General features: G+C 64.7%; 18 protein-coding genes, 2 tRNA genes, 1 rRNA gene and 1 pseudogene. 11 read left to right on the top strand and 11 right to left on the bottom strand.

The genetic code is table 11. The features are described 5' to 3' along the window. Positions 1 to 6 precede the first annotated feature (6 nt). From L0F51_RS10775 to L0F51_RS10765, 3 genes and pseudogenes are all read right to left on the bottom strand, one after another. Positions 7 to 537: pseudogene (locus tag L0F51_RS10775) on the bottom strand (RES family NAD+ phosphorylase). Between the two features lie 22 nt (positions 538 to 559). Next, complete coding sequence (locus tag L0F51_RS10770; RefSeq protein WP_234629134.1) at positions 560 to 982, bottom strand: antitoxin Xre/MbcA/ParS toxin-binding domain-containing protein; 423 nt, start codon at positions 980 to 982, stop codon at positions 560 to 562. 213 nt (positions 983 to 1,195) lie between these two features. Beyond that, the gene (locus tag L0F51_RS10765) at positions 1,196 to 1,891 is read right to left on the bottom strand and encodes a DUF1236 domain-containing protein (RefSeq protein WP_234629133.1); all 696 of its coding nucleotides are present in this window, start codon (positions 1,889 to 1,891) and stop codon (positions 1,196 to 1,198) included. 244 nt (positions 1,892 to 2,135) lie between these two features. On the opposite strand from L0F51_RS10765, the gene L0F51_RS10760 reads away from it, so the two are divergent. Then, the gene (locus L0F51_RS10760; RefSeq protein WP_234629132.1) at positions 2,136 to 2,777 is read left to right on the top strand and encodes a hemolysin III family protein; all 642 of its coding nucleotides are present in this window, start codon (positions 2,136 to 2,138) and stop codon (positions 2,775 to 2,777) included. Between the two features lie 25 nt (positions 2,778 to 2,802). Here the strand turns inward: L0F51_RS10760 and L0F51_RS10755 are convergent, their stop codons facing one another. The 3 genes from L0F51_RS10755 to L0F51_RS10745 all read right to left on the bottom strand — a co-directional run bounded on the left by L0F51_RS10755 (position 2,803) and on the right by L0F51_RS10745 (position 5,601). After that, positions 2,803 to 3,375, bottom strand: a complete 573-nt coding sequence (locus L0F51_RS10755) for a YjbE family putative metal transport protein (protein WP_234629407.1) — start codon at positions 3,373 to 3,375, stop codon at positions 2,803 to 2,805. A 92-nt stretch (positions 3,376 to 3,467) separates the two neighbouring features. Further along, complete coding sequence (gene ubiG / locus L0F51_RS10750; protein ID WP_234629406.1) at positions 3,468 to 4,214, bottom strand: bifunctional 2-polyprenyl-6-hydroxyphenol methylase/3-demethylubiquinol 3-O-methyltransferase UbiG; 747 nt, start codon at positions 4,212 to 4,214, stop codon at positions 3,468 to 3,470. 115 nt (positions 4,215 to 4,329) lie between these two features. Beyond that, positions 4,330 to 5,601, bottom strand: a complete 1,272-nt coding sequence (locus L0F51_RS10745; RefSeq protein ID WP_234629131.1) for a DUF4010 domain-containing protein — start codon at positions 5,599 to 5,601, stop codon at positions 4,330 to 4,332. 220 nt (positions 5,602 to 5,821) lie between these two features. Here L0F51_RS10745 and L0F51_RS10740 point away from each other — a divergent pair, with 220 nt between their 5' ends. The 5 genes from L0F51_RS10740 (at position 5,822) to L0F51_RS10720 (ending at position 12,677) form a co-directional block, all read left to right on the top strand. Further along, positions 5,822 to 7,075, top strand: coding sequence for an aspartate kinase (locus L0F51_RS10740; RefSeq protein ID WP_234629130.1), 1,254 nt, complete (start codon positions 5,822 to 5,824; stop codon positions 7,073 to 7,075). Positions 7,076 to 7,162: 87 nt separating this feature from the next. Beyond that, positions 7,163 to 9,430 carry a phosphoenolpyruvate--protein phosphotransferase gene (gene ptsP / locus L0F51_RS10735; RefSeq protein WP_234629129.1) on the top strand — a complete coding sequence of 756 codons (2,268 nt, stop codon included), beginning with the start codon at positions 7,163 to 7,165 and terminating at the stop codon, positions 9,428 to 9,430. 24 nt (positions 9,431 to 9,454) lie between these two features. Next, positions 9,455 to 10,534, top strand: a complete 1,080-nt coding sequence (gene prfA, locus L0F51_RS10730) for a peptide chain release factor 1 (RefSeq protein WP_234629128.1) — start codon at positions 9,455 to 9,457, stop codon at positions 10,532 to 10,534. A gap of 98 nt (positions 10,535 to 10,632) precedes the next feature. Beyond that, the gene (gene prmC / locus L0F51_RS10725; protein WP_234629127.1) at positions 10,633 to 11,529 is read left to right on the top strand and encodes a peptide chain release factor N(5)-glutamine methyltransferase; all 897 of its coding nucleotides are present in this window, start codon (positions 10,633 to 10,635) and stop codon (positions 11,527 to 11,529) included. A 251-nt stretch (positions 11,530 to 11,780) separates the two neighbouring features. Further along, positions 11,781 to 12,677, top strand: coding sequence for a DUF4167 domain-containing protein (locus L0F51_RS10720; RefSeq protein WP_234629126.1), 897 nt, complete (start codon positions 11,781 to 11,783; stop codon positions 12,675 to 12,677). A 151-nt stretch (positions 12,678 to 12,828) separates the two neighbouring features. On the opposite strand, the gene L0F51_RS10715 is transcribed toward L0F51_RS10720, so the two are convergent. Beyond that, entirely contained in the window at positions 12,829 to 13,593 is a 765-nt protein-coding gene (locus L0F51_RS10715) for an MOSC domain-containing protein (RefSeq protein WP_234629125.1), read from the bottom strand. Between the two features lie 277 nt (positions 13,594 to 13,870). Here L0F51_RS10715 and clpB point away from each other — a divergent pair, with 277 nt between their 5' ends. Both clpB and L0F51_RS10705 read left to right on the top strand, forming a co-directional pair. Continuing rightward, entirely contained in the window at positions 13,871 to 16,507 is a 2,637-nt protein-coding gene (gene clpB / locus L0F51_RS10710) for an ATP-dependent chaperone ClpB (RefSeq protein WP_234629124.1), read from the top strand. 251 nt (positions 16,508 to 16,758) lie between these two features. After that, a complete protein-coding gene (locus tag L0F51_RS10705; RefSeq protein WP_370642348.1) occupies positions 16,759 to 17,586 on the top strand; it encodes a lytic transglycosylase domain-containing protein in 828 nt (275 codons plus the stop codon). A gap of 24 nt (positions 17,587 to 17,610) precedes the next feature. Here L0F51_RS10705 and L0F51_RS10700 read toward each other — a convergent pair whose 3' ends face one another. From L0F51_RS10700 to L0F51_RS20165, 4 genes are all read right to left on the bottom strand, one after another. Next, positions 17,611 to 17,967, bottom strand: coding sequence for a DMT family protein (locus L0F51_RS10700; RefSeq protein WP_234629123.1), 357 nt, complete (start codon positions 17,965 to 17,967; stop codon positions 17,611 to 17,613). Between the two features lie 111 nt (positions 17,968 to 18,078). After that, positions 18,079 to 18,237: a hypothetical protein gene (locus tag L0F51_RS10695; RefSeq protein WP_234629122.1), complete on the bottom strand. Its 159-nt coding sequence runs from the start codon at positions 18,235 to 18,237 to the stop codon at positions 18,079 to 18,081. A 71-nt stretch (positions 18,238 to 18,308) separates the two neighbouring features. Beyond that, positions 18,309 to 18,905, bottom strand: coding sequence for an SCO family protein (locus tag L0F51_RS10690; RefSeq protein ID WP_234629121.1), 597 nt, complete (start codon positions 18,903 to 18,905; stop codon positions 18,309 to 18,311). Positions 18,906 to 18,981: 76 nt separating this feature from the next. Beyond that, entirely contained in the window at positions 18,982 to 20,919 is a 1,938-nt protein-coding gene (locus L0F51_RS20165; RefSeq protein WP_234629120.1) for a M23 family metallopeptidase, read from the bottom strand. A gap of 619 nt (positions 20,920 to 21,538) precedes the next feature. Between L0F51_RS20165 and L0F51_RS10680 the strand changes: the two genes are divergently transcribed. The 3 genes from L0F51_RS10680 (at position 21,539) to L0F51_RS10670 (ending at position 23,420) form a co-directional block, all read left to right on the top strand. Beyond that, positions 21,539 to 23,006, top strand: a 16S ribosomal RNA gene (locus L0F51_RS10680). Between the two features lie 237 nt (positions 23,007 to 23,243). Next, positions 23,244 to 23,320: transfer RNA gene (locus tag L0F51_RS10675), tRNA-Ile, on the top strand. Positions 23,321 to 23,344: 24 nt separating this feature from the next. Beyond that, a tRNA-Ala gene (locus L0F51_RS10670) sits at positions 23,345 to 23,420 on the top strand. Positions 23,421 to 23,687: the final 267 nt, after the last annotated feature.

Raw genomic sequence — 23,687 nt, 5'->3', positions numbered from 1 at the left:
GCAGCCTCAGCTCTCGTCGGCACTCCAGGACGAGATGTCTTTCGGGAGGCGGCCGGACGGGTCGTGGACGGTCACTTTGTGCGGCAGGTCCGGGCCCCAGCGCCACAAGACCAGATTGGCCATGTCGGACCGTGCGCCGCGTGCGAAGGACGGGGCGAGAATGCCGGCGGCACCTTCATCGACGAGACGGCGCGACAGACGCCAGGAGGCGGGAATGCGGCCTTCCGCCCGATCGAGTGCCCAAGGCGAGGCCATCTCGGACAATGTCACGCCGGCCTAGCCCCGCGATGGCTCGTCGCGCAGATCGACGAGATCGTCGACGTCGATGTCGTAAGAGCAGACCGTCAGCGGCTCGAGGCGATGGCCGAAACCGTGGCCCATCTCGACGAACATGCCCTCCAGGGTAAGCGCGAGATAGAGCGCCGGGGTGCCGACCGGATTGAAGCGGCCGCCTTTGGCGGCGGCGCCTTCGCCGCATGTCGGCGCGAAGGCAAAGCGCGGATCATGGGCGCGGTAGGCGATCCCCTGCCAGCGCATCGTTTCCTCCGCGTGAGGTGGCTCAGGCGAAGCCGCCGAGCGCGATATGGTCGAGATAATCGCGCACGGCTGCGGCCTTGCCGTCTTTCACCAGAGCTTCCGCGGTGCGGTCGCCGAAGGCCGGGATCGGCTCGGCGCGGTACCAGGCCATGGCCTGTCTCTCGCCGCCTGCCCAGCCGGCGATACGGCCCAGAATTTCCAGCATTTCCAAGGCTCGTGCCTGCGTCTTCGGCGCCGTGAGACGGGAGGTGCGGTAGAGCGTATCGCGCTTGACGCCGATGGTTTCGGCGAGCTGCGTTTTCGACATGCCGAAATGCTCCGCGACGCCGTCGAGGGCGATGCCGCCCTTTTCGTCGACAAAAGCCGCCACGAGACCGGCACCCTCTAAGGGCGTGCCCGGCGCCGGGCGCCTGGACGGAAGGCTCGCTGCCGGTTGCGAGGTCATCTGAGGCTCCTGCGTTTTCGCGGGCAAAACGTCCGCTAAACATGCCATTCAATATGGCATAGATCGTGCAATCTTGCCAGGTGGCTGCATTTCAGGAGAGCCGCACAGAAAGACCCGCCACGCGGGCGGGTCTCCGGTTTGGGTCTTTGCGGGCCGGGGGGAGGCCCGCTGTGGGGTTGAGAAGACCCGGGTCCCGGGCCTTCTCATGCGGGATCAGCGGACGACGTAGACGATGCGGTGGCTGCCCGGCTCGACGAGGACCGGCTGGCCGTTCACATAGGCGTATTCGTAGTCGTAATCCGGGATCGGCGTCAGCGTGACGGTTTCGGGCACGCCGGCGCCGACCACGACTTCGCCGTCGAGATAGACGGGCTGCACCGGGTTCGTCTGCACATAGGTGGTGACGGTCTCCGGCGGGTCGATGATGGCGCCGGCCGCAGAGCCGCCGACCGTTCCAGCGGCCCCGCCGATCGCGGCGCCCGCCGCCGCACCCACCGGGCCGCCGATCAAGGCGCCGGCGACGGCGCCCCCGACCATGCCGGTCGCGCCGCCCGCCGTGCCGCCGGTTTCGGCGCCCGAAGGCTCGTAGGTGGTGACGGGAACGCCGGCATCGGCGTAATGGTCGGTCATGACGACGGGCGCGCCGCTGATCGGTGCCGTCAGATAATCGGAATAAGCCCAGCCTTGCGTGCCTTCATGGGTGACGGTGCACCATTTGCTGCCCTGGAGGCAGCCGTTCACGGTGACCTCGTCCTCGCCCGGAATGTAGCCGACGATCGGATATTCCGGCCCGGGGCCCGAGCGGATGTTGAGGTCGGTGGTGGCGGTTGCCGCGCTCTGGGCGAGGGCGGTGGTCGAGAGCGCTGCAAGAGCGGCCGCTGCGAGCGTCGCGTTTTTGGCAAATCGCATGATCGTCTCCGTTCAGATTGATGGCGCTACAACCTGAAGGCGGGAGAAGCGGTTCCGGCACGTTGCGCGAAACCGCTCCAGTCTGTGGCGGGTGCGCAACAGTCGCTGACGCAAGCGTGTTCGGCAGCCGCCTTGCTGCCGCAGTCGTGCCCGCTAAGTGGTTCTCGAAAGCGAATGACGCGCCGCAATGATCAGCCACGATGACGAACCATCGCGACAGGCGGCGTCGCGAACAGGAGGCAGAATGCGCAGAGCGGCGGGACCACGGTTCAAATATTCGCCGGCGGAATTGTGGGCGGACGGGATCGTGCATGGGCTCGGCCTGTCGCTGGCGATCGCGGCCGCGATCGCCGTGCCGCTCGCCCTGAGCGGGCGCGTGCCCGCCGGCGAAATGGCGGCGGTGGGCGTCTATCTCGGGACGCTCGTTCTCTCGCTCGGGATTTCGGCCGCCTACAATCTGTGGCCGGCGGGAAGCGTGAAGGCCGTCTTGAGGCGGCTCGACCATTCGGCGATCTTCCTTCTGATCGCCGGCACCTACACGCCCTTCATGGCGGTGAGCGAAACCTGGTGGCTTCTCGCCTTCGTGTGGAGCGTGGCAGCGGCGGGCGTCTTCGGGAAACTCTTCGTGCCGCACCGTTTCGACCGCGTCGCGCTCGTCGCCTATCTCGGCCTCGGCTGGTCGGGCATCGTCGCCTACGGACCGCTGACGGAGGCGCTGTCGTCGTCCGTCGTCTGGCTCGTGATCGGCGGCGGCATCGTCTATTCGGCGGGCGTCATCTTTCACGTCTGGGAGCGGCTTCTGTTCCAGAACGCCATCTGGCACGCCTTCGTGGTGGCGGCCGCCTCCATCCATTTCGTCGCCGTGTTGAAGAGCGCGGCCGCGTGAGCGGCCAGGTCGCCGGGGCGGGCTCTCAGGCGACGACCGTGGCGATCTCTTCGACGCCTTCCCAGATCATGTGGCCGGCCACATAGACGATGATCAGAAGGCCGACGTAAGCGATCCAGCGCTGCTTGTGCAGGAGGTCGGCAATGAGGCTTGCCGCGACGCCCATCAGCGCGACCGACAAAACGAGGCCCGAGGCGAGCACCCAGGGGTGCTGGTGCGCGGCCCCGGCGACGGCGAGAACGTTGTCGAGCGACATCGACAGATCCGCCAGAATGATCTGAAAGACCGCCTGAGCCATGGATTTGGGCTGCGGGTTTTCGATGGACGCGGTGTGATGCCCGCTCTCGTGGCAGGCCCTGCGATCGGCCTCGAGTTCCCGCCACAGCTTCCACGACACCCAGAGAAGCAGGATGCCGCCGGCCAGCAACAGGCCGATGATCTCCAAAAGTTCGACGGCCACGAGCGCAAAGGCGATGCGCATGACGGTCGCCGCGGCGATGCCGATCGCAATGACTTTGGTGCGCTGCTTCGCCGGCAGCGCCGCCGCCGCCATGCCGACGACGACGGCATTGTCGCCGGCAAGCACGACGTCGATCATGACGACGGTCAGAAACGACCAGATCTCGGCGCTGGTGATCACGTGACTGGCAGGTTCGAAAAGAAAAGGCTCAAACGTGCGGCTGTCGACGCTCAGCGTGCCGGCCGCTCTGCCAGCATCATATAGTTCACATCCATGTCCCGTGACAGGCGCATTCTGTCCGTCAGCGGGTTGTAGACGACGCCGGTCTCGTCCTTGATCGTGAGACCTCCCGCCATCAAGGCGTCGGCCAATTCGCGCGGCTTGACGAAACGATGGTGCTCATGCGTGCCGCGGGGCAGCCAGCCGAGCACATATTCGACGCCCACGATGGCGAGCGCGAAGGATTTCATGGTGCGGTTCAAGGTGGCGAGGAACATGAGGCCGCCCGGCTTCACGAGCGCTGCGGCGGCCGCGATATAGGCTTCCACATCGGTGACGTGCTCCACCACTTCCATCGACAGGACGACATCGAAGAGAGCGCGTTCGGCGGCGAGATCCTCCGCCGCCGCACAGCGATAATCGATGACGAGGCCGCTTTCGGCGGCGTGGCCGGTCGACACTTCGATGTTGGCGGGGGAGGGATCGATGCCCGTCACCTTGGCGCCGAGACGCGCCATCGGTTCGGCGAGAAGCCCGCCGCCGCAGCCGACATCGACGATGTCGAGCCCCGAAAACGGTTTCGGGGCACGCGGGTCGCGGTCGAACTGCTCGCACACATGGCGCACGATATAATCGAGCCGCACCGGATTGAGCTTATGCAGCGGGCTGTTCTTGATGCCGCCCCACCAATCCTGAGCGCTCTGCTCGAATTTGGCGACTTCCTTGGGATCGATGGTGGATGAGCCGGCCTGCATGATGTCCTCCGCTTGGGCGCGTGCGGAGAAGAGGTGGCGAACGGGTCGGAAGTCAAGCCTTCCCGGCTGCGACCTGCTTTCCATGGCAACAATCGAGGGGCGCGAGCGATCGCGCTTTTCAGGCGATCTCGAGCCACGCGGCCATCGCCGTGAGGCCGGCGAGCGCCAGCAGGCTTGCGGCGACGACAGGGATACCGACGCCGCAACCGCCGATGGCGACGGCAATCGCCGCCTTCGACAGGGTGTTGCTGCACACGGCGACGAGAATTGCGGTGGTCGCGGTGGCCACGCCGAGCGGTCCTGGCGACAGCCGCGCCATGGAAATCGTCACCGCGTCGACATCGGCGAGACCCGAAAGGCCTGCGACAGCGAGCACGCCCGTCTCGCCCGCTTTCCGCAAGACCAGCCCGACGGAGAGCATGATGAGGGCGAGAAGGCCGGCGAGCCTCAACGTGGCGCCGAGGGCGAGGGGATTGCCGACCTCAAGCTGCGCCTCGACGCCCCGATGGCGACGTCCGGCGAGAACCAGGGCGCCGAGTGCAAGTCCGAAGGCGGCAGACACCAGGGGCGGCGCGAGACCGGCTGCAAGGGCCGGTGCGAGGGCGATCGCAACCGTGGCGACGCGAAGCATCATGACCATGCCGGAGACGAGAATGCCTGCGGCGAGAAGATGGGCGGAGGCCGGCTCGTCGCGCGCCATCCGCGATAAGGTGACGGTGGTTGCCGTGGAGGAGGCGAGACCGCCGGCGAGCCCTGTGGCGAGGATGCCGAGACGGCTTCCCAAGAGGCGCACCGCCACATAGCCCCCAAACGAAATGACGGCGATCAGGATGGCGAGCAGCCAGATCTCATGAGGGTTGATCGCGTTCCAGGGATCGATGGTGCGATTGGGAAGGAAGGGCAGCAGCAGGAAGGTCATGGCGCAAAGCACGAGGACGGCCCGGATCTCTTCCCAACTGAGCCCCGCAAGCCAGCGGTGCAAAGGCTCTCGCAGCGCCAGGATGAGCGTGGCTGCGACCGCGGCGGCGATCGCCAGGCGTTCATCGCCCGTGACGGCCATCGCGCCGAGAAGAAAGGCGAGAAGGCCGGCGATGACCGTCGTCATGCTGAACCGGTGTTCCGCCTCTGCCTGCAGGATCGAGAAAGAAATGAGCGCCCCGGCATAGCCGAGGAAGGCGGCGGCGAAGACGAAACCGCCGAGCGGGAGCGCAACGGCCGCCGATACGCCGCCGAGGAGACCGGAAAGGGCGAAGGTTCTGAGGCCGGCGGCACGGGTGCGCCCCTCCGCGCGGCGGGTCTCCCAACCGCGTTCAAGCCCGATCAGAAGGCCGATCGCAAGGGCTGCGGCAAGCCGCAAAAGAAGTGCGATCTCGACGGGATTTTCGGCCATCGCCCTGCTCGCTGCTGCAACCTGCGATGATGCTCCCTCTGCCGGCGGCGGCGCTGATTCAGATCAAGCTTCGAGATGCGGAGAGGGAGAAGCCCCGCCCCGATTGCCCCCGGGCGCATTCCCGGCTAAAAGCGGCGCGCCGGGGTGCCCGGCCGCGGCCTTGCGCCATTTTGTTGGCGGGTCGTACCCACAAATTCCATCAGGCCTAGCCGAGCCGAAAATGTCCCGCCTCGTGATGAAATTCGGCGGCACTTCTGTCGCCGATCTCGACCGCATCCGCCGTGTTGCGCGCCATGTGAAACGTGAAGTCGATGCCGGCCACGAAGTCGCCGTCGTCGTTTCCGCGATGGCCGGCGAGACGAACAAGCTCGTCAAATTGTGCCGCGAAGCTTCCCTCATGCACGACGCGCGCGAATACGATGCCGTCGTCGCTTCGGGCGAGCAGGTGACGGCCGGGCTTCTCGCCATCGTCTTGCAATCGATCGGCGTCGATGCGCGCTCCTGGCTCGGCTGGCAGATCCCGCTTCGCACCGATGCCGCCCACGGCGTGGCGCGCATCGCCGACATCGATTCCCGCACGCTTCTCGAGCGCATGAGCCGCCAGCAGGTGGCGGTCGTCGCGGGCTTTCAGGGCGTCGCGCCCGACAACCGCATCGCCACGCTCGGCCGCGGCGGCTCGGATACGAGCGCGGTGGCGCTCGCGGCGGCCCTCGGGGCGGAGCGCTGCGACATCTATACGGACGTCGACGGCGTCTATACGACGGATCCGCGAATCGTATCGGGCGCCCGGCGCCTGCCGAAGATCGCGTTTGAGGAAATGCTCGAAATGGCGTCTCTCGGCGCCAAGGTGCTGCAGGTCAGGTCCGTCGAACTCGCCATGGTGCACGGGGTCAGAACCTTCGTGCGCTCCTCCTTCGACGACCCGGAAGCGCCGCAGGTCGGCGAGGGCAATCTGCCCATAGGCACGCTCATTTGTGACGAGGACGAAATCGTGGAAAAGCAGCTTGTCACCGGCATCGCCTATTCGAGGGACGAGGCGAAGGTCACGCTCCGACGCGTCGAGGACCGACCCGGCGTCGCCGCGACCATTTTCGGCGCGCTCGCCGATCAGGCGATCAATGTCGACATGATCGTGCAGAACATTTCCGAGGACGGGCGCACCACCGACATCACCTTCACCGTCACCACGACCGATTTCGAGCGCGCGCTCGCCCTCATCGAGGGGATGCGGCCGGGCGTGGCGATGGAGATGGTCTCGGGGTCGAGCGACGTTGCGAAAGTCTCCGTCATCGGCATCGGCATGCGCAGCCATGCGGGCGTCGCGGCGGAGGCGTTCAAGGCGCTCGCGGCGCGCGGCATCAACATCCAGTTGATCACGACCTCGGAGATCAAGATCTCCATCCTGATCGACGCCGCCTATACCGAACTTGCCGTACGCACCCTCCATTCAATATACGAACTGGACAAGACTTGACGGGCTAACGTCGAATACGGCGCCCACGGGGGACGGGGCGGCCGTGAGAGACTGTGCACGGCGACGGGATGAGGGGGTCTGCCCGCAATGCGAGAGACGCTTGCCGGACCGAGAGTGCTGCTCAGGCGGCTCCGCGAAGTCATGGCGGAGCCGATCGGCGCACAAGATCGTCTGGATAAGATCGTCAGGCTGATCGCCGCCAACATGGTGACGGAGGTCTGTTCCGTCTACATCCTGCGCGCCGACGGGGCGCTCGAGCTCTTCGCCACCGAAGGTCTGAAGGCCTCGGCCGTCCACCGCGCCACCTTGCGCGTCGGCCGCGGCCTCGTCGGCCTGATCGCGGCGGAGGCACGGCCACTCAATCTGCCCGATGCGCAGAAGCATCCGGCCTTCGCCTATCTGCCGGAGACCGGGGAGGAGATCTACAATTCCTTCCTCGGCGTGCCGGTGCTGCGCGCCGGCCGCACTCTCGGCGTACTCGTCGTCCAGAACCGCGCCCACCGCTCCTACACCGAGGAGGAGGTGGAAGCCCTGCAGACGACAGCCATGGTGCTCGCCGAAATGTTTGCCGCCGGCGAAATCGAAGACCTCGCCACGCCCGGCGCCGACCTCGATCTCAACCGTCCCTTTCGTCTGGAAGGCGCGGCGTTTTCGGAGGGAATCGGGCTCGGAAAAGTGCTTCTGCACGAACCGCGCGTGGTGGTGACGCAGCTCATTGCGGAAGATGTCGATCAGGAGCTCGTGCGCCTCGACGAGGCGATGCGGAGCCTGAGGCTGTCCGTCGACGATCTTCTGGCGCGCGGCGTGGAGGCGGGCCAAGGCGAACATCGCGACATTCTCGAAGCCTACCGGATGTTCGCGCAGGATCAGGGCTGGGTGCGGCGGCTGCGCGAGGCGGTGGCGGCGGGCCTCACCGCGGAAGCGGCGGTGGAGAAGGTGCAGAGCGATATGCGGGCGCGGCTCGCGCGCAGCGCCGATCCTTATCTGCGCGACCGGCTGCATGATCTCGACGATCTCGGCAACCGGCTGTTGCGCACGCTGATGGGCCGCCCGCACGGCCCGGGCAGCGCGCAGATGCCGTCCGATGCGGTGGTCGTCGCGCGCAATATGGGGGCGGCCGAACTTCTCGATTACGACCGCGACAAGCTGCGCGGCCTGGTGCTCGAAGACGGGGCGCCGACGAACCATGTGGCGATCGTGGCGCGGGCCCTCGGCATCGCCACCGTCGGCCAGGTGGAAAACGTCGTGGCGCTCGCCGAATCGGGCGATCCCGTCATCGTCGACGGGGAGACGGGCGAGGTGCATCTGCGCCCGCCGGCCGATATCGAGCTCGCCTATATCGACAAGGTGCGCTTCCGGGCACGGCGGCAGGAGCAGTTCCGCCGTCTGCGCGACACGCCGGCCTCGACCAAGGACGGCGTCGACGTCTCCTTGATGATCAATGCCGGCCTGATGATGGATCTGCCGCATCTCATGGAATCGGGGGCGTCGGGCATCGGGCTCTTCCGCACCGAATTGCAGTTCATGATCGCCTCGTCGTTTCCGCGGCTCGGCGAGCAGGAGGCGTTTTATCGCGACGTGATGGAAGGGGCCGGCGACAAGCCCGTGACCTTCCGCTCGCTCGATGTCGGTGGCGACAAGGTGCTGCCCTATATCCGCACGCATCCGGAAGAAAATCCGGCGCTCGGCTGGCGCGCGATCCGGCTCGGCCTCGACCGGCCGGCGCTTCTGAAGACGCAGATCCGCGCTTTGTTGAAGGCAGCGGCGGGACGCACTTTGCGCCTCATGTTCCCGATGGTGACGGAGGTGTCGGAATTTGAACGCGCCGCGCAGATCGTTCGGAGCGAAGAGGCGCATTTGCGGCGCCACGACCATCCGACCGCCGACAAGGTGGAGCTCGGGGCGATGCTGGAGGTGCCGTCGCTTCTGTGGCAGCTCGACGAGCTTCTGGCGAAAGTCGATTTCCTGTCGGTCGGCTCCAACGATCTGTTTCAGTTCCTGATGGCATCCGACCGCGGCTCGACGCGGCTTGCCGGCCGTTTCGATGCCTTGTCGCCGGCGTTTCTGCGCCCCTTGCGCAAGGTCGCGCATCGGGCGCGCGATATGGGCAAGCCGGTCTCCGTATGCGGCGAAATCGCCGGGCGGCCGCTCGAAGCCATGGCGCTTCTGGCGCTCGGCTATCGGTCCCTGTCGATGGCGCCGTCGTCGATCGGGCCGATCAAGGCGATGATCCTGGAATTGCGGCTCGAACCCCTTGCCGAACGGCTCAATGCCATGCTGGACGGGGATGTGAGCGCCTCGGAACTCCGCACCGAATTGCGGGCCTGGGCGAATATCGAACGCATCCCCGTGTGAGCGAATTCTCGCTATAGAGAGCGGATGATACCGAAAGAACGACTGGACGGGCTCATCGCCCGCCGCAACGCCATCACCACGGAACTCACCAAGGCGCCGGAGACGGAGGTCTTCATCCGCCTGTCGCGCGAGCTTGCCGAGATCGAGGAGGTGGCGGGCAAGGCCGAAGAGCTGCTTGCGGCCCAGCAGGAGCTCGAAGACGCCGAGGCGCTGACCGCCGACCGCGACAGCGATGCGGAGATGCGCGAACTCGCCGAAGAAGAGGCCTATGCGCTGCGCAAGCGCATCGCCGTGCTCGCCGACGAGATCCGGGTTCTGCTTCTGCCGCGCGACGAGGCGGATTCCAAAAGCGCCATCCTGGAAGTTAGAGCCGGCACCGGCGGCGACGAGGCGGCGCTTTTTGCCGGCGACCTTTTCCGCATGTATTGCCGCTATGCCGACCTCAAGAAATGGAAGGTCGAAATCCTCTCCGTCTCGGAGGGCGAAGTCGGCGGCTACAAGGAAGTGATCGCCTCCATCTCCGGGCGCAGCGTCTATGCGCGGCTCAAATTCGAATCGGGCGTGCACCGGGTGCAGCGCGTGCCGGAGACCGAAGGCGGCGGCCGCATCCATACCTCGGCGGCGACGGTCGCCGTCCTGCCGGAGGCGGAGGACGTCGATATCGAGATCCGCCAGGAAGATCTGCGCATCGACACGATGCGCGCCTCGGGCGCCGGCGGGCAGCACGTCAACACGACCGATTCGGCGGTGCGCATCACGCATCTTCCGACCGGCATCGTCGTGACCTCGTCGGAGAAGTCGCAGCACCAGAACCGGGCGCGCGCCATGCAGGTTCTGAAGGCGCGGCTTTATGACATGGAACGCGAGAAGGCCGACAGCGAACGCGCCTCGGCCCGCAAGAGCCAGGTCGGTACGGGCGACCGCTCGGAGCGCATTCGTACATACAATTTCCCGCAGGGGCGGGTGACCGACCACCGCATCAACCTGACGCTCTACAAGCTCGACAAGGTTCTGGCCGGCGAAGCGCTCGACGAACTCGTCGACGGGCTCGTTGCCGACGATCAGGCGAACCGGCTTGCCGCGATCGAAGCCGAGCCGGCATGAGCGCCCGGGCATGAGGCGGGACATGAGGACGCAGGCGTGAGGGCGGGGCGATAGCGAGCCGTCCGGCCGGTCGCGGGGCGCCAAGCCGCGACGCGCTTGTGAAGCAAGCGCGCGCAACCCTGAAGGCGGCCGGCATCGCCGATCCGGGGCGCGACGCGCGGCTGCTTCTTGCTGCCGCCTGCGGGATTTCCGCCGAACAGCTGATTTCTGCGGGTGATGCGCTGGTGACGAGCGAGGAGGAGGCGCGGTTTTCCGCCTTCATCGCCCGCCGTGTGGCGCGCGAGCCCGTCGTCCGCATTCTTGGAGAAGCGGAATTCTGGGGGCTTTCGTTTCTGGTCGGGCCGGACGTTTTGACGCCGCGGCCGGAGACGGAACATGCCGTCGAAACCGCACTCGCCTTCCTTGGGGCCGAGGGGCGTGGTGAGCCGCTCCTCTTTGCCGATCTCGGCACGGGAAGCGGCGCCATCGCGGTGGCGCTCTTGCGGGAGCTTCGCGAAGCGCGATGTGTCGCGGTCGATCTCAGCGCCGCAGCGCTCGATGTGGCCCGGCAGAATGCCGCAAGGCACGGGGTCGACGAGCGATTTTTGCCGTTTCACGGCGACTTTCGCGATCTCGGAGAGGCGGTCGCGCCGCAAAACCTGACTTTTATCGTTTCCAATCCACCCTATATAGAGAGCGACGTCGTCGCGACGTTGATGCCGGAGGTCGAACGCTTCGATCCGAAGATGGCGCTCGATGGCGGCGAAGACGGGCTGGCCGCCTACCGGGCGATCGCAGAGGTCGCTCCCGAATTTTTGAAACCAGGCGGTGCACTTATCCTTGAGATCGGCGCGGGCCAGGCGGAGAGTGTCACGGCACTTCTCAAGGAAAACGGACTTTCTGCATGTTCCGAGACAGTCGATCTTGCCGGAATCGTGCGTGTGGTCAGCGCCAGGAAAGCTTGTGATGACAGTGTTGCACACGCTGCTTTCGCCTGCCGCAATGCGAAAAAATAACTTGGAAATCCAAGTCAATCTCGCTACGGTCAAGAGGCGATCCGGGGCACAACGCCACACAAATGTCCTTGAGACAGGCGAAGTTTTCGCCCCCAGCGCGGATCGTTTGCACGTCTTCGCCACCGATGGTCATTAAAGACACGGGCAGCTCCGGCTGAATTGGGAATCGTGCGATTGGAAAACTCAGCCTCGGTCAAGCCGTGGCGAGTAGGGGCACGGATCAAAAAGCTCTAAACCAGCGAGAACGGTTGATGAGGCATAATCAGAACAGGCGGTCGCGGGGACGCAACCGCAAGGGGCCTAATCCTCTTTCGAGAAGCTATGAATCGAATGGGCCGGACGTCAAAGTTCGTGGAACGGCTCAGCACATCGCCGACAAATACGCCTTGCTGGCACGCGATGCGCTTTCTTCGGGGGACAATGTCTCGGCCGAGAACTATTTTCAGCACGCAGAACACTACAACCGCATCCTGATGGCTGCGCAGGCGAACATGCCGCAGCAGCAAAGCGTCAACAATCAGGATCAGGACGACGACGACGATAGCGACGACTACCGTCCGATGAACGGCCATCGCCAGCCCTCGCGCAACGATTCGCGCCAGGACGACCGCGATTCCGACGAGCGCGAGACGCGCGGCTCGGGAAATCGGGACGATAACCGTCGTGATGACGGACGCCGCGATGATGGACGGCGGGGAAATCGCGACGGCCGCAATCGCGACGAACAGGCCGCATCGAGCGACAACGACGACGACAACGAGGGTGATGGCGAGGAGCGCAGCGAGCGCCGTCCGCGCCGTACCCGCCGTCGTCCGGCCGCGGTCGCCGAGAGCGCCGACACCGGCAACTCGGACGATGCGAGCTCGGATGAGCCCGCTGCCGAGAAGCCCAAGCCCGCCCGTGCTTCCCGCTCCAGCAAAGCCGCCAAGGCGGCCGAGAACGGCGCGGACGGCGACGATGGGGCGGCCGAAGCCGCGCCGGCTCCGAAGCCACGCCGCCGCACCAAGAAGGCGGCGGCTGCCGACGGCGAAAGCAACGGCAATGGCAATGGCGAAGCCAAGGTCGAGATGAAGGCCGACGGCAAGAGCGACGAAAAAGGCGAGCCGACGCGCGACGGTGCTGCGGCTCTGGCAGCCTTTCCGGAATAAGTTTCGTTTCGTCGAAACACTGATATCAGGCGCGGGTCTCGGCCCGCGCCTTTTTCGTATCCGCTATCGGCTCCGCGGAATGGGCGGACGGCCTTACCGCCCTGCGCGATTTACGGGTTCGGCGCCTGCCTCACCCTGCCGTTTCAGGCCGTCAGGCCGGAAGCGAAAACGCGTCGCCCTCGCGCAGCGAGCCGGCGGTTGCGGCCGTGAGATAGATGCCGAAATCGGAATGGCCGTAGAGCTCCAAGAGGGCTCGCGGGAGGGCCGCGTCGCGCGCACCCGTCTTTGGATCGACATTGGTGGCGGCGCAGCGCTGCGTGCGCTTTCGCCCTGAGAGAGTGATCTCCGGCAGGTCCAGTGTCTTGCCGATCCAGTCGAATTCGGCAAAGGGCGGCGCCCCGTCGATGACGATGTTGGGCCGGAAACGCAGGGGATCGAGGCTGCGGCCGAGCTTTTCCTCGAATGCGCGCAGGCTTGCGAGATTGACGAGATGCAGCGATTTCGTGCTCACGTCGGAAAAGGAATGACCGGGCACGCGCAGAAGCCGCGGCGGACCGCGCAGCTCCGCGGCGAACTCTTCCGCCACCCAGGCTTCGAGCGCCGCACGGCCTTCCGCCGTGGCCAGCGAGCCAGAAAAGCCGGCCGAGCCGCCATCCTTCGGCCTGACCGACAGCTCTTGCGTCGCCTCGTCGAAGCGGCTCTCGAAGGTGGCGAGCCGCTCGTTCTTCATCAGCATCAAAAAGCGGATTTTCGGCAGATGCTGCGGGTTTTCCGGATCGAAGCCCGAAGGGCCGTTCTCGATCGCAAAGGCGCGGTCGAAGGGCATGGTCTCGCCCTCGTCGAGCCGCACGTCTGCGAGGCGTTCCGGCGACAGGCCTTTGACGGGATAGCGGTAAAGCGCGGTGACCTTGATCATGGGCCTTCGCTTCCGCTGCGGCGGTGGGAAAGTCAACCGCGGTGCGCGCCGGAGGGCGCGGATGTGCGGTTCTGGGTGCTGCCGGCTGCGCAAATGCGGGCTTTTCGGTCCCTCTCAAAAGAGCGGCTGCCGAGGCTCGAAAATCGGCCCCGCGACCATTGCGTGGCAAATCAGCCACACCCATATGAGGTCCCGATACGGGGCGCTTCCGAAGAAGGCCTCAATCTCATGTCAGGTGCGGGATGCTTCGGGTCCCGGCGCCGGAAGGGGTCAAACGATGAATTTTGAAAAATACACAGAACGCGCGCGCGGCTTCATCCAGTCTGCGCAGACTTACGCGTTGGGGCAGGGGCATCAGCAGTTCCTTCCCGAACATCTTTTGAAAGTTCTCCTCGACGATCCGGAAGGCATGGCGGCGGGCCTCATTTCGCACGCCGGCGGCCGGCCGAAGGAGGCGCAGCTCGCCAACGATGCGGCGCTCGCCAAGCTGCCGAAAGTGTCCGGCGGCAACGGCCAGCTCTATCTGGCGCAGCCGCTCGCCAAGGTTCTGCAGACCGCCGAGGATGTGGCGCAGAAGGCGGGCGACAGCTTCGTCACCGTCGAACGGCTGCTTCTCGCGCTCGCCATCGAAAAGGGCGCGGCGACCTCCGGGATTCTCTCCAAGGCCGGTGTGACGGCAAACGGGCTCAACGACGCGATCAACGACATCCGCAAGGGGCGCACGGCCGATTCGGCGTCTGCCGAGCAGGGCTATGACGCTTTGAAGAAATATGCGCGCGACCTCACCGAAGAGGCGCGGGCGGGCAAGCTCGACCCGGTGATCGGCCGCGACGAAGAGATCCGTCGTGCCATCCAGGTGCTGTCGCGGCGCACGAAGAACAATCCTGTGCTGATCGGCGAGCCGGGCGTCGGCAAGACCGCGATCGCGGAAGGGCTGGCGCTGCGCATCGCCAATGGCGACGTGCCCGAGAGCCTGAAGGAGAAGAAGCTCCTCGCGCTCGACATGGGTGCGCTCATCGCCGGCGCGAAATATCGCGGCGAGTTCGAAGAGCGGCTGAAGGCGGTCCTCTCGGAAATCGAGGCGGCGGCCGGCGGCATCATCCTCTTCGTCGACGAGCTGCACACGCTTGTGGGCGCGGGCAAGGCGGAAGGCGCCATGGACGCCTCGAACCTTTTGAAGCCGGCCCTGGCGCGCGGCGAGCTGCACTGCGTGGGCGCGACGACGCTCGACGAATACCGCAAATATGTCGAGAAGGACGCAGCCCTGGCGCGGCGCTTCCAGCCAGTCTTCGTCAACGAGCCGAACGTCGCCGACACGATCTCGATCCTGCGTGGCCTCAAAGAGAAGTACGAGGTGCATCACGGGGTCCGCATCACCGATTCGGCGCTCGTTTCCGCGGCGACGCTTTCCAACCGTTACATCACCGACCGGTTTCTGCCGGACAAGGCGATCGACCTGATGGACGAGGCCGCCTCCAGGCTCCGCATGCAGGTCGATTCCAAGCCGGAGGCGCTCGACGAGCTCGACCGGCGCATCATCCAGCTCAAGATCGAGCGGGAAGCCTTGAAGAAGGAGACGGATGCGGCCTCGCATGAGCGGCTCGAAAAGCTGGAAAAAGAGCTTGCCGACCTCGAAGAGGAATCGGCCGCGCTCACCCAGCGCTGGCAGGCGGAGAAGGAAAAGCTCGCCGGTGCCTCCAAGCTCAAGGAGGAGCTCGACCAGGCGCGCTTCGATCTCGAACAGGCGCAGCGCCGCGGCGATCTCGCCAAAGCGGGCGAGCTTGCCTATGGCGTCATCCCGCAGCTCGAGAAGAAGCTGAAGGAAGCGGAAAAGCGCGAGGCGCAGGCCTCCAATGGTGAGGGCGGCGGCGGACTGGTCGAAGAGGCGGTGACGCCCGACCATATCGCCCATGTCGTGTCGCGCTGGACCGGCGTTCCGGTCGACAAGATGCTCGAAGGCGAGCGCGACAAGCTCCTCAGAATGGAGGACGAGCTGTCGCGGCGCGTCATCGGTCAGGCCGAGGCGGTGCATGCGGTTTCGACCGCAGTCAGGCGTGCGCGCGCCGGGCTGCAGGATCCGCATAGGCCGATCGGTTCCTTCATGTTCCTGGGCCCGACGGGCGTCGGCAAGACGGAGCTCACGAAGACGCTCGCCGACTTCCTGTTCGACGACGAGAGCGCCATGGTGCGCATCGACATGTCGGAGTTCATGGAGAAGCATTCCGTGGCGCGGCTGATCGGTGCGCCTCCGGGATATGTCGGCTACGAGGAAGGCGGCGTGCTGACCGAAGCGATCCGGCGGCGGCCCTATCAGGTCGTGCTCTTCGACGAGATCGAAAAGGCGCATCCCGACGTCTTCAACGTGCTTCTGCAGGTGCTCGACGACGGGCGGCTGACGGACGGCCAGGGCCGCACCGTCGACTTCCGCAACACGCTCATCATCATGACCTCCAATCTGGGCGCGGAGTTCCTCTCCAACCTCAAGGAGACGGAGGACGTCGATGCCGTGCGTGAGGAGGTGATGCAGGTGGTGCGGGCGAACTTCCGGCCGGAATTCCTCAACCGCGTCGACGAGGTGATCCTGTTCCACAGGCTGAAGCGTCAGCAGATGGCCGCGATCGTGGCGATCCAGCTGAAGCGGCTCGAGACGCTCCTGGAGGACCGCAAGATCGAGCTCTCGCTCGACGACAGCGCCACGGCCTGGCTCGCCGACAAGGGCTACGACCCCGCCTATGGGGCGCGGCCGTTGAAGCGGGTGATCCAGAAGCAGGTGCAGGATCCGCTGGCGGAAAAAATCCTCGCCGGCGAGATCCGCGACGGCGCTGAGGTCAAGGTGACGGCGGGGTCCGACCGGCTCCTCTTCCATGTCGTCGGCTCCAAGACCGGCACGGAGGGCGAATCGATCGCCGCCTGAGGTTGTTTGGCGACGGCGCCCCGCCACCGGCGAGGCGCCATGCTCTCTCATTCAAGATGCGAACGCCCTTCCCGGAGCCGGGGAGGGCGTTTTTTCGTGCGGTCCCGCATTTTTTCCGCATCTCACGCGAGCGGCCTCGTTTCAGCGGCGGGGCGCACGCCTCTGCCGGGAACTCCCGCGGCCCTTAAGACTTTGTCTTTCCCGGCTGCGCTAACGTCGCAGCGTTTGGATGACAGGGCAGGGGCATATTCATGCTTTCAATGAGACGCGTTGTTGCCGCGGCGGTTTTCGCCTGCGCGGCGGCAGGTTTTTCCGCCACGACGCAGGCCGCATCCTGCGGCAACGGGCCGGCGGGCTTTCCGGCCTGGCTGCAGGATTTCAAGCAGGAGGCGGCAAGAGCCGGCATCTCACAGCGGGTGATCGATTCGGCGCTGTCGGGCGTCTCCTATCAGTCGAAGGTCATTCGCCTCGATCGCGGCCAGCATTCCTTCAAGCTCTCCTTCGACGAGTTCTACCGCAAGCGGGTGAACGACGCGATGATCCGCAAGGGGCACAAGCTCATCGGCCAGTATTCGTCGCTCCTGTCGTCGATCGAAAAGCGCACCGGCGTGCCGCCGGAGGTGATCGTTTCGATCTGGGGGCTGGAGACCGGCTATGGCCGCAATTCCGGATCGATGGCGACGTTCCCGTCGCTTGCCACGCTCGCCTATGATTGCCGGCGCTCCGCCTTCTTCACCGGCGAGCTCTTGGCGGCCCTGAAGATCGTTCAGCGCGGCGACATCGCTCCCTCGCAGATGCGCGGCGCCTGGGCCGGTGAGCTCGGCCAGACGCAGTTCCTCGCCTCGTCCTATCTGCGCTTCGCCGTCGACGGCGACGGCAACGGGCGGCGCGACCTCATTAATTCGGTGCCGGACGTGCTCGCCTCCACCGCCAATTATCTCCGGGCCTATGGCTGGCAGCCGGGGCAGGGCTGGGAACCGGGCACGACGAATTACAACGTGCTGCACCAGTGGAACAAAGCCGACGTCTACGTGAAGACGATCTCGGTGATGGCCTCGAAAATGGCCGGGCGAAGCTGACGGAGCGCCACCCGGAGGCGCAGCCTAGAGCGGCGCGCGGAAGATGAAGAACGCGCCGAGCCCGATGAAGGCGAAGCCGACGAGCTGGTTGAGCGTGATCGGCTCTTTCAGATAGATGGCGGAGAAGCCGACGAAGACGACGAGGGTGATGACCTCCTGAATCGTCTTCAGCTCCGCCGCGCTATAGGCGCGGTAGCCGATGCGGTTCGCCGGCACGGCGAAGCAATATTCCAACAGCGCGATCATCCAAGAAATGAGGATGACGAGCGGCAGCGGCCGGTCGGTGAAGCGCAGATGCCCGTACCAGGCGACCGTCATGAAGAGATTGGATGCCGACAGAAGCAGGATCGGCGCGACCTGCGGCGGGATGGAAAGCGTCATCGTGACCTTAAGACAAGGCGGGATGCCGACAACGGTCCCGCGAGCGAAGCAATGAGGAAGACCGCCGAAACGTTCCCGCCGCGGTGATGAATCGCGGACGGGACAGGCGTCTCAGATGCCGAAACAGCCGGGCAGGCCCGAGACCAGCACCGACATGAAGATCGCATCCGATTTCAGCTGCCAGCCGAGAAAGACGGAGACGATCGCGGCGAGCGCGAGCAGGGCCGAGGCGGCGATGAAGGCGAGCGAGCCGTCGAAGGGAAGCTTCATGGAGGCGATGTTTCGCCGGCGCGCGCTTCACCGTCAAGCGCGGCCGTCAAGCAGCGCCGTCAGGCAGGCGTTCAAGCAGCGCCGTCGAGCAGGCGGTTGAGCTTGGCGAGCGCTGCGTCGCGGTCCTCGTTGAAATTGATGGTGCCGGCGAGGCGACCGTCCCCGTCGAGCAGGAAGACCGAGGCGGTGTGGTCCATGGTGTAGTCGCCGCCCTCCGTCTCCACCTTGCGATAGAAGACATGGTAATCGTCGAGCATGGCCCGCACCTTGTCAGGCTCGCCGGTGATGCCCCGGATTCGGGCGTCGAAGGCTGAGACGTAATCGGCCATCACTTCGGGTGTGTCGCGTTCCGGATCGACGGTGACGAAGACGAGGGCGAGATCGTCCGCCTTGTCGCCGAGCGCTTCGCGCCAGCTCGCCATGTCGGCGAGCGTCGTCGGGCAGACATCGGGGCAATGGGTGAAGCCGAAGAAGACGGCGGAGGGATGGCCCTCAAAAATCTCTTCGGTGACCGGCGCGCCTTGTTCATCGACGAGAGTGAAATCGGCGCCGAGCCGTTCGCCGCCGGCGATGCCGCCCTGATTGCGGGAAAGGACCCAGAGGGCCGTGACGCCGACAAGAGCGGCGGCAACCGCGATCCAAAGTCCAATCAAGATGCCGCGTCGCATGTCGTCAGGCTCCTTTCAGGCAGGTTTCGCCACGAGAGATCCGGCGCCTTTCGGGATCGGCGCCCGGGCTGCGGGCTCAGTCGGTGAGGGTCGCGACGCGGGAGGAATTGTCGCGTGCGATCAAGGCGTCGATGCGCTGACGCTCCTTGTTGAAACGGGCGAGCTCGGCACCGGTCAGAGTGTGGCCGCGCGGGACGCGGATCTTCAAGGGGTCGACGAAGCGGCCGTTGACCAGAACCTCGAAATGCAGATGCGGGCCGGTCGAGAGACCCGTCGAGCCGATATAGCCGATGATCTGTCCCTGATGGACGCGCATGCCGACCTTGATGCCTTTGGCGATGCCGGACATGTGGTTGTAGGTGGAGACATAGCCGTTGGCGTGCTTGATCTCGACGCGCCGGCCATAGGTGGAGAACCAGCTGGCGCGCTCGATGATGCCGTCGCCGGCGGCGATGATCGGGCTACCGCGCGGCGCCGCCCAGTCGACGCCCGAATGCAGCTTGTAGCGGCCGAGGATCGGGTGCTTGCGCATGCCGAAAGCGGACCGGAAGACGCCGTTCGGGACCGGCTTGCGCAGGAGGAACTTGTTGGCGCTCTTGCCGTCCGGATCGTAATAGCCGATCGAGCCGTCTTCCTCGTCGCGGTAGCGATAGAAGCGATGCTTGGCGCCGTTGACGGTGAGCGAGGCGTAGATGAGCTCCTCCGCGTCGGGATCGCCCGTGTAGACGGCCTCGAATTCGTCGCGCCTCGAGGTCCGGCTCTGCAGATCGGTGTCGAAGGAGAAGATGCGCACGAGCTTTTCGGCAAGCTCGGGCTCCATATCGAGGCTGAGGGCGGAGCGCCAGAGCGCGCTGTAGACGCTCGGAAGAGAAGAGCGGGAGCGCGTGTCGGCGATGTTGGCGGTCTCGAAATCTCCGTCGCTGAAGTTCGGCTCGGCCGCCGCCACATAGGCGCCGCCATCGGAGAGCGCCACCGTCGCCAGATGCTGGCCGTTGGAATAAAGGCTGACGCGCACCGGACGGACGCGGCCCGCTTCGTCCTCGGCAAGACCGAGGCGCAGCTTCTGGCCGGCACGGAAATCGAAGGCGAAATTGGCGATCATCGTCGACTGGATCTCGGCCGCCTCCACCTCCGTGGCGCCTTCGGCCTCCAGAAGCTTGGTCAGCGCGTCGCCGGTCGCGACCTGGACGATCTTTTCCTCGATCGCCTCGTCGACGGGTGCCTCGTCGTTCTTCTCGATGAGAGAGACGTTTTCCGGGACGATGGCGACGGCGAGGTTGTTGAGGGAGAGGGGATCGGCCGAACTCACGTCGAAGCGGCCGGGATCGACATAGGGAAGCGAGGCGACTTCCACGGCGCCTTCGGCGAGGAAGGGCGCGTTCTCACGGATGATGCGCTCCACTTCGGCCGTCTTCAGCGCCGCCGTCTCGTCGTAGCGTTTGGCGTTGACGGGAAAGGGCTCGCTCTTGATGGTCACTTCGCCGTCGACCTCGGCGCCGTAGATCGTCTCGGCTGCCGCCGTCTCGGACGGCTCCGGCGAATTGCTTTCCGCAAACAAAGCGAGCGCGTTGAACTTCGGCACCCGGGCGACGATGTCTTCGGAGACCGGGGCGGCGAGCGCGCGCCTGACATGCACGAAGGGGCGGACCTTGATGTGTTCGCGGTCGTCGACGCGGGTGACGGTCGAAACCTGGATGACGCGCTTCAGCTCTTCGCCGTCGGGCTCGACGCGAATACGATCGCTCTTGCGCCCGACGGTGCCACCGACGAGACGGCCCGGATCGATGGCGGCAAGGGCCGGACGGATGATGCCTTCCGGCTTCAGCCCGATCGCCGCCTGCAGCGCGCCGCCGACCAGGATCACCGAGAACACGGCCGTGACGACAGATCCACCCAGCCAGCGCAGGCTGAGCCGCCGCCGGTCTGGCCGCCGCTTCAGCGAGAGATGATAGAGCGGTTCGTCGTCACCCAGATCGACGGACGGAACCGGGCGCTGTTTCAAGAAAGGGTGCACCCCGTCGTTTTCCTTTCCCCGCATGCGCGCCGCATGCGCGTCTCTGTATAGCTCGCGTGCGCGATGTGTGACAGCCTTCCGATAGGGTTGCGAATGTGACTGCTTCGTGACGCGTCGTGCCAGCGGGGGGGCCCCCTGTCAACGCGACCGAGTGAAAGCCGCGGAAATCCGGGCTTTCGACGGCTTTTTCTGAAAAGCGCCGATGTTTTTAAAACTCGGTGTTGACAGGTCGGGGCGGCCTGAATATATACCGCGACACCGGCGGCGGGGAGCACTGCTCTTCGGAGCTCGACGCTTCATCGCCGGCTTCCATTCTTATCCAGGGCGTATCCCGGCGAGACCGGTGAAACTCTGGCGGTCGCGAGAGGCTCACTTGAGCGACCGGGGCGGTTGATATCGCCTGTTCTTTGACAATCTGGTTTATTGAAGAAAGAGAAGCGTGGACGGCGATGTCCGCCGGCTCTGATGTCCTTTTCGGAGGATATTGAGAGCTGAACGAGACTTCGGCGGTCGACGTTTTCTCTGAGCTCACATGTCGATGCACGCTGCGCGAGCGGTGGGTATTTGACGGTGTGACCTCGTCAAGACGTGCGATCAATAGCCGATCAAAGTTCTCATTCAACTTGAGAGTTTGATCCTGGCTCAGAACGAACGCTGGCGGCAGGCTTAACACATGCAAGTCGAACGCACTCTTCGGAGTGAGTGGCAGACGGGTGAGTAACGCGTGGGAATCTACCCAGTGGTACGGGATAACCCGAGGAAACTCGAGCTAATACCGTATACGCCCTTCGGGGGAAAGATTTATTGCCATTGGATGAGCCCGCGTCGGATTAGCTTGTTGGTGGGGTAACGGCCTACCAAGGCAACGATCCGTAGCTGGTCTGAGAGGATGATCAGCCACACTGGGACTGAGACACGGCCCAGACTCCTACGGGAGGCAGCAGTGGGGAATCTTGGACAATGGGGGAAACCCTGATCCAGCCATGCCGCGTGAGTGAAGAAGGCCCTAGGGTTGTAAAGCTCTTTCAGCGGGGAAGATAATGACGGTACCCGCAGAAGAAGCCCCGGCTAACTTCGTGCCAGCAGCCGCGGTAATACGAAGGGGGCTAGCGTTGTTCGGAATTACTGGGCGTAAAGCGCGCGTAGGCGGATTGTTAAGTCAGGGGTGAAATCCCAGAGCTCAACTCTGGAACTGCCTCTGATACTGGCAATCTCGAGTCCGGAAGAGGTTGGTGGAATTCCGAGTGTAGAGGTGAAATTCGTAGATATTCGGAGGAACACCAGAGGCGAAGGCGGCCAACTGGTCCGAGACTGACGCTGAGGCGCGAAAGCGTGGGGAGCAAACAGGATTAGATACCCTGGTAGTCCACGCCGTAAACGATGGATGCTAGCCGTTGGTGGGTATACTCATCAGTGGCGCAGCTAACGCATTAAGCATCCCGCCTGGGGAGTACGGTCGCAAGATTAAAACTCAAAGGAATTGACGGGGGCCCGCACAAGCGGTGGAGCATGTGGTTTAATTCGAAGCAACGCGCAGAACCTTACCAGCTCTTGACATCCCGATCGCGGTTACCGGAGACGGTTTCCTTCAGCTAGGCTGGATCGGTGACAGGTGCTGCATGGCTGTCGTCAGCTCGTGTCGTGAGATGTTGGGTTAAGTCCCGCAACGAGCGCAACCCTCGCCCTTAGTTGCCAGCATTCAGTTGGGCACTCTAAGGGGACTGCCGGTGATAAGCCGAGAGGAAGGTGGGGATGACGTCAAGTCCTCATGGCCCTTACGGGCTGGGCTACACACGTGCTACAATGGCGGTGACAGTGGGAAAATCCCCAAAAACCGTCTCAGTTCGGATTGTCCTCTGCAACTCGGGGGCATGAAGGTGGAATCGCTAGTAATCGTGGATCAGCATGCCACGGTGAATACGTTCCCGGGCCTTGTACACACCGCCCGTCACACCATGGGAGTTGGTTCTACCCGAAGACGGTGCGCTAACCCGCAAGGGAGGCAGCCGGCCACGGTAGGGTCAGCGACTGGGGTGAAGTCGTAACAAGGTAGCCGTAGGGGAACCTGCGGCTGGATCACCTCCTTTCTAAGGAAGATCCCTTACGGTCGTCTCTTTATGAGGCACTGCCGTTTCGGATCTCTTGGAACATGGCCGACCAGTCAGGTCGGCCGATCAAACACAAGGCGGTCGTCGCCGTCTTCGTTTCTCTTTCTTCGACATACGCGTGATCAGCGCTCGGGTGCTGGACTGCCGGTTCGCCTCAGGGTACGCCGGGGCGGCGTCCTTGACGGATCCGGTCGTCTTCGGGCGATGGGATGGCAAGGGCCTGTAGCTCAGTCGGTTAGAGCGCACCCCTGATAAGGGTGAGGTCGGTAGTTCGAATCTACCCAGGCCCACCATTTGCCCGGCGATCATGACCGGCTGGGGCCATAGCTCAGCTGGGAGAGCGCCTGCTTTGCAAGCAGGAGGTCGTCGGTTCGATCCCGTCTGGCTCCACCATTTCTTTGGATATGATGGGTGTTCGGGTGACGCGCGTGAGAAGAAAGTGCAAGTTTCGCAGATCCCGCCATGCGTGAGGGTTTGCAGGATTTCTGACATCGTGAAGAGAAGATATGTCCGGACGCACCTTTGGGTGTGGGCCTTCTTTTAGGAGGCCAATTCCGCTCTCCGGCGGAGTTTACGGGCAGATCTCGTGTGACACTGGTCTTTCCGATCCGTCCGTCCGCCTCATCAGCGGATGGTGGATCGACAGCCCGCCTTGGCGCC

The organism is Afifella sp. H1R, assembly GCF_021462425.1.
GTDB classification, from domain to species: Bacteria; Pseudomonadota; Alphaproteobacteria; order Rhizobiales; family Afifellaceae; genus Afifella; species Afifella aestuarii.
Note: the sequence above shows the minus strand (reverse complement) of the source record. Positions and strands in the feature narration are given on the sequence as shown.

What these genes read in the sequence shown, in the direction of transcription:
- L0F51_RS10695 (WP_234629122.1), bottom strand. Translation starts at nt 18,237, where the DNA reads ATGAAGCTTCCCTTCGACGGCTCGCTCGCCTTCATCGCCGCCTCGGCC.
- L0F51_RS10760 (WP_234629132.1), top strand. Translation starts at nt 2,136, where the DNA reads ATGCGCAGAGCGGCGGGACCACGGTTCAAATATTCGCCGGCGGAATTG.
- ptsP (WP_234629129.1), top strand. Translation starts at nt 7,163, where the DNA reads ATGCGAGAGACGCTTGCCGGACCGAGAGTGCTGCTCAGGCGGCTCCGC.
- prfA (WP_234629128.1), top strand. Translation starts at nt 9,455, where the DNA reads ATGATACCGAAAGAACGACTGGACGGGCTCATCGCCCGCCGCAACGCC.
- L0F51_RS10770 (WP_234629134.1), bottom strand. Translation starts at nt 982, where the DNA reads ATGACCTCGCAACCGGCAGCGAGCCTTCCGTCCAGGCGCCCGGCGCCG.
- L0F51_RS10740 (WP_234629130.1), top strand. Translation starts at nt 5,822, where the DNA reads ATGTCCCGCCTCGTGATGAAATTCGGCGGCACTTCTGTCGCCGATCTC.
- L0F51_RS10765 (WP_234629133.1), bottom strand. Translation starts at nt 1,891, where the DNA reads ATGCGATTTGCCAAAAACGCGACGCTCGCAGCGGCCGCTCTTGCAGCG.
- L0F51_RS10705 (WP_370642348.1), top strand. Translation starts at nt 16,759, where the DNA reads ATGCTTTCAATGAGACGCGTTGTTGCCGCGGCGGTTTTCGCCTGCGCG.
- L0F51_RS10700 (WP_234629123.1), bottom strand. Translation starts at nt 17,967, where the DNA reads ATGACGCTTTCCATCCCGCCGCAGGTCGCGCCGATCCTGCTTCTGTCG.
- L0F51_RS10745 (WP_234629131.1), bottom strand. Translation starts at nt 5,601, where the DNA reads ATGGCCGAAAATCCCGTCGAGATCGCACTTCTTTTGCGGCTTGCCGCA.
- L0F51_RS10755 (WP_234629407.1), bottom strand. Translation starts at nt 3,375, where the DNA reads ATGATCGACGTCGTGCTTGCCGGCGACAATGCCGTCGTCGTCGGCATG.
- L0F51_RS10690 (WP_234629121.1), bottom strand. Translation starts at nt 18,905, where the DNA reads ATGCGACGCGGCATCTTGATTGGACTTTGGATCGCGGTTGCCGCCGCT.
- L0F51_RS10720 (WP_234629126.1), top strand. Translation starts at nt 11,781, where the DNA reads ATGAGGCATAATCAGAACAGGCGGTCGCGGGGACGCAACCGCAAGGGG.
- clpB (WP_234629124.1), top strand. Translation starts at nt 13,871, where the DNA reads ATGAATTTTGAAAAATACACAGAACGCGCGCGCGGCTTCATCCAGTCT.
- L0F51_RS10715 (WP_234629125.1), bottom strand. Translation starts at nt 13,593, where the DNA reads ATGATCAAGGTCACCGCGCTTTACCGCTATCCCGTCAAAGGCCTGTCG.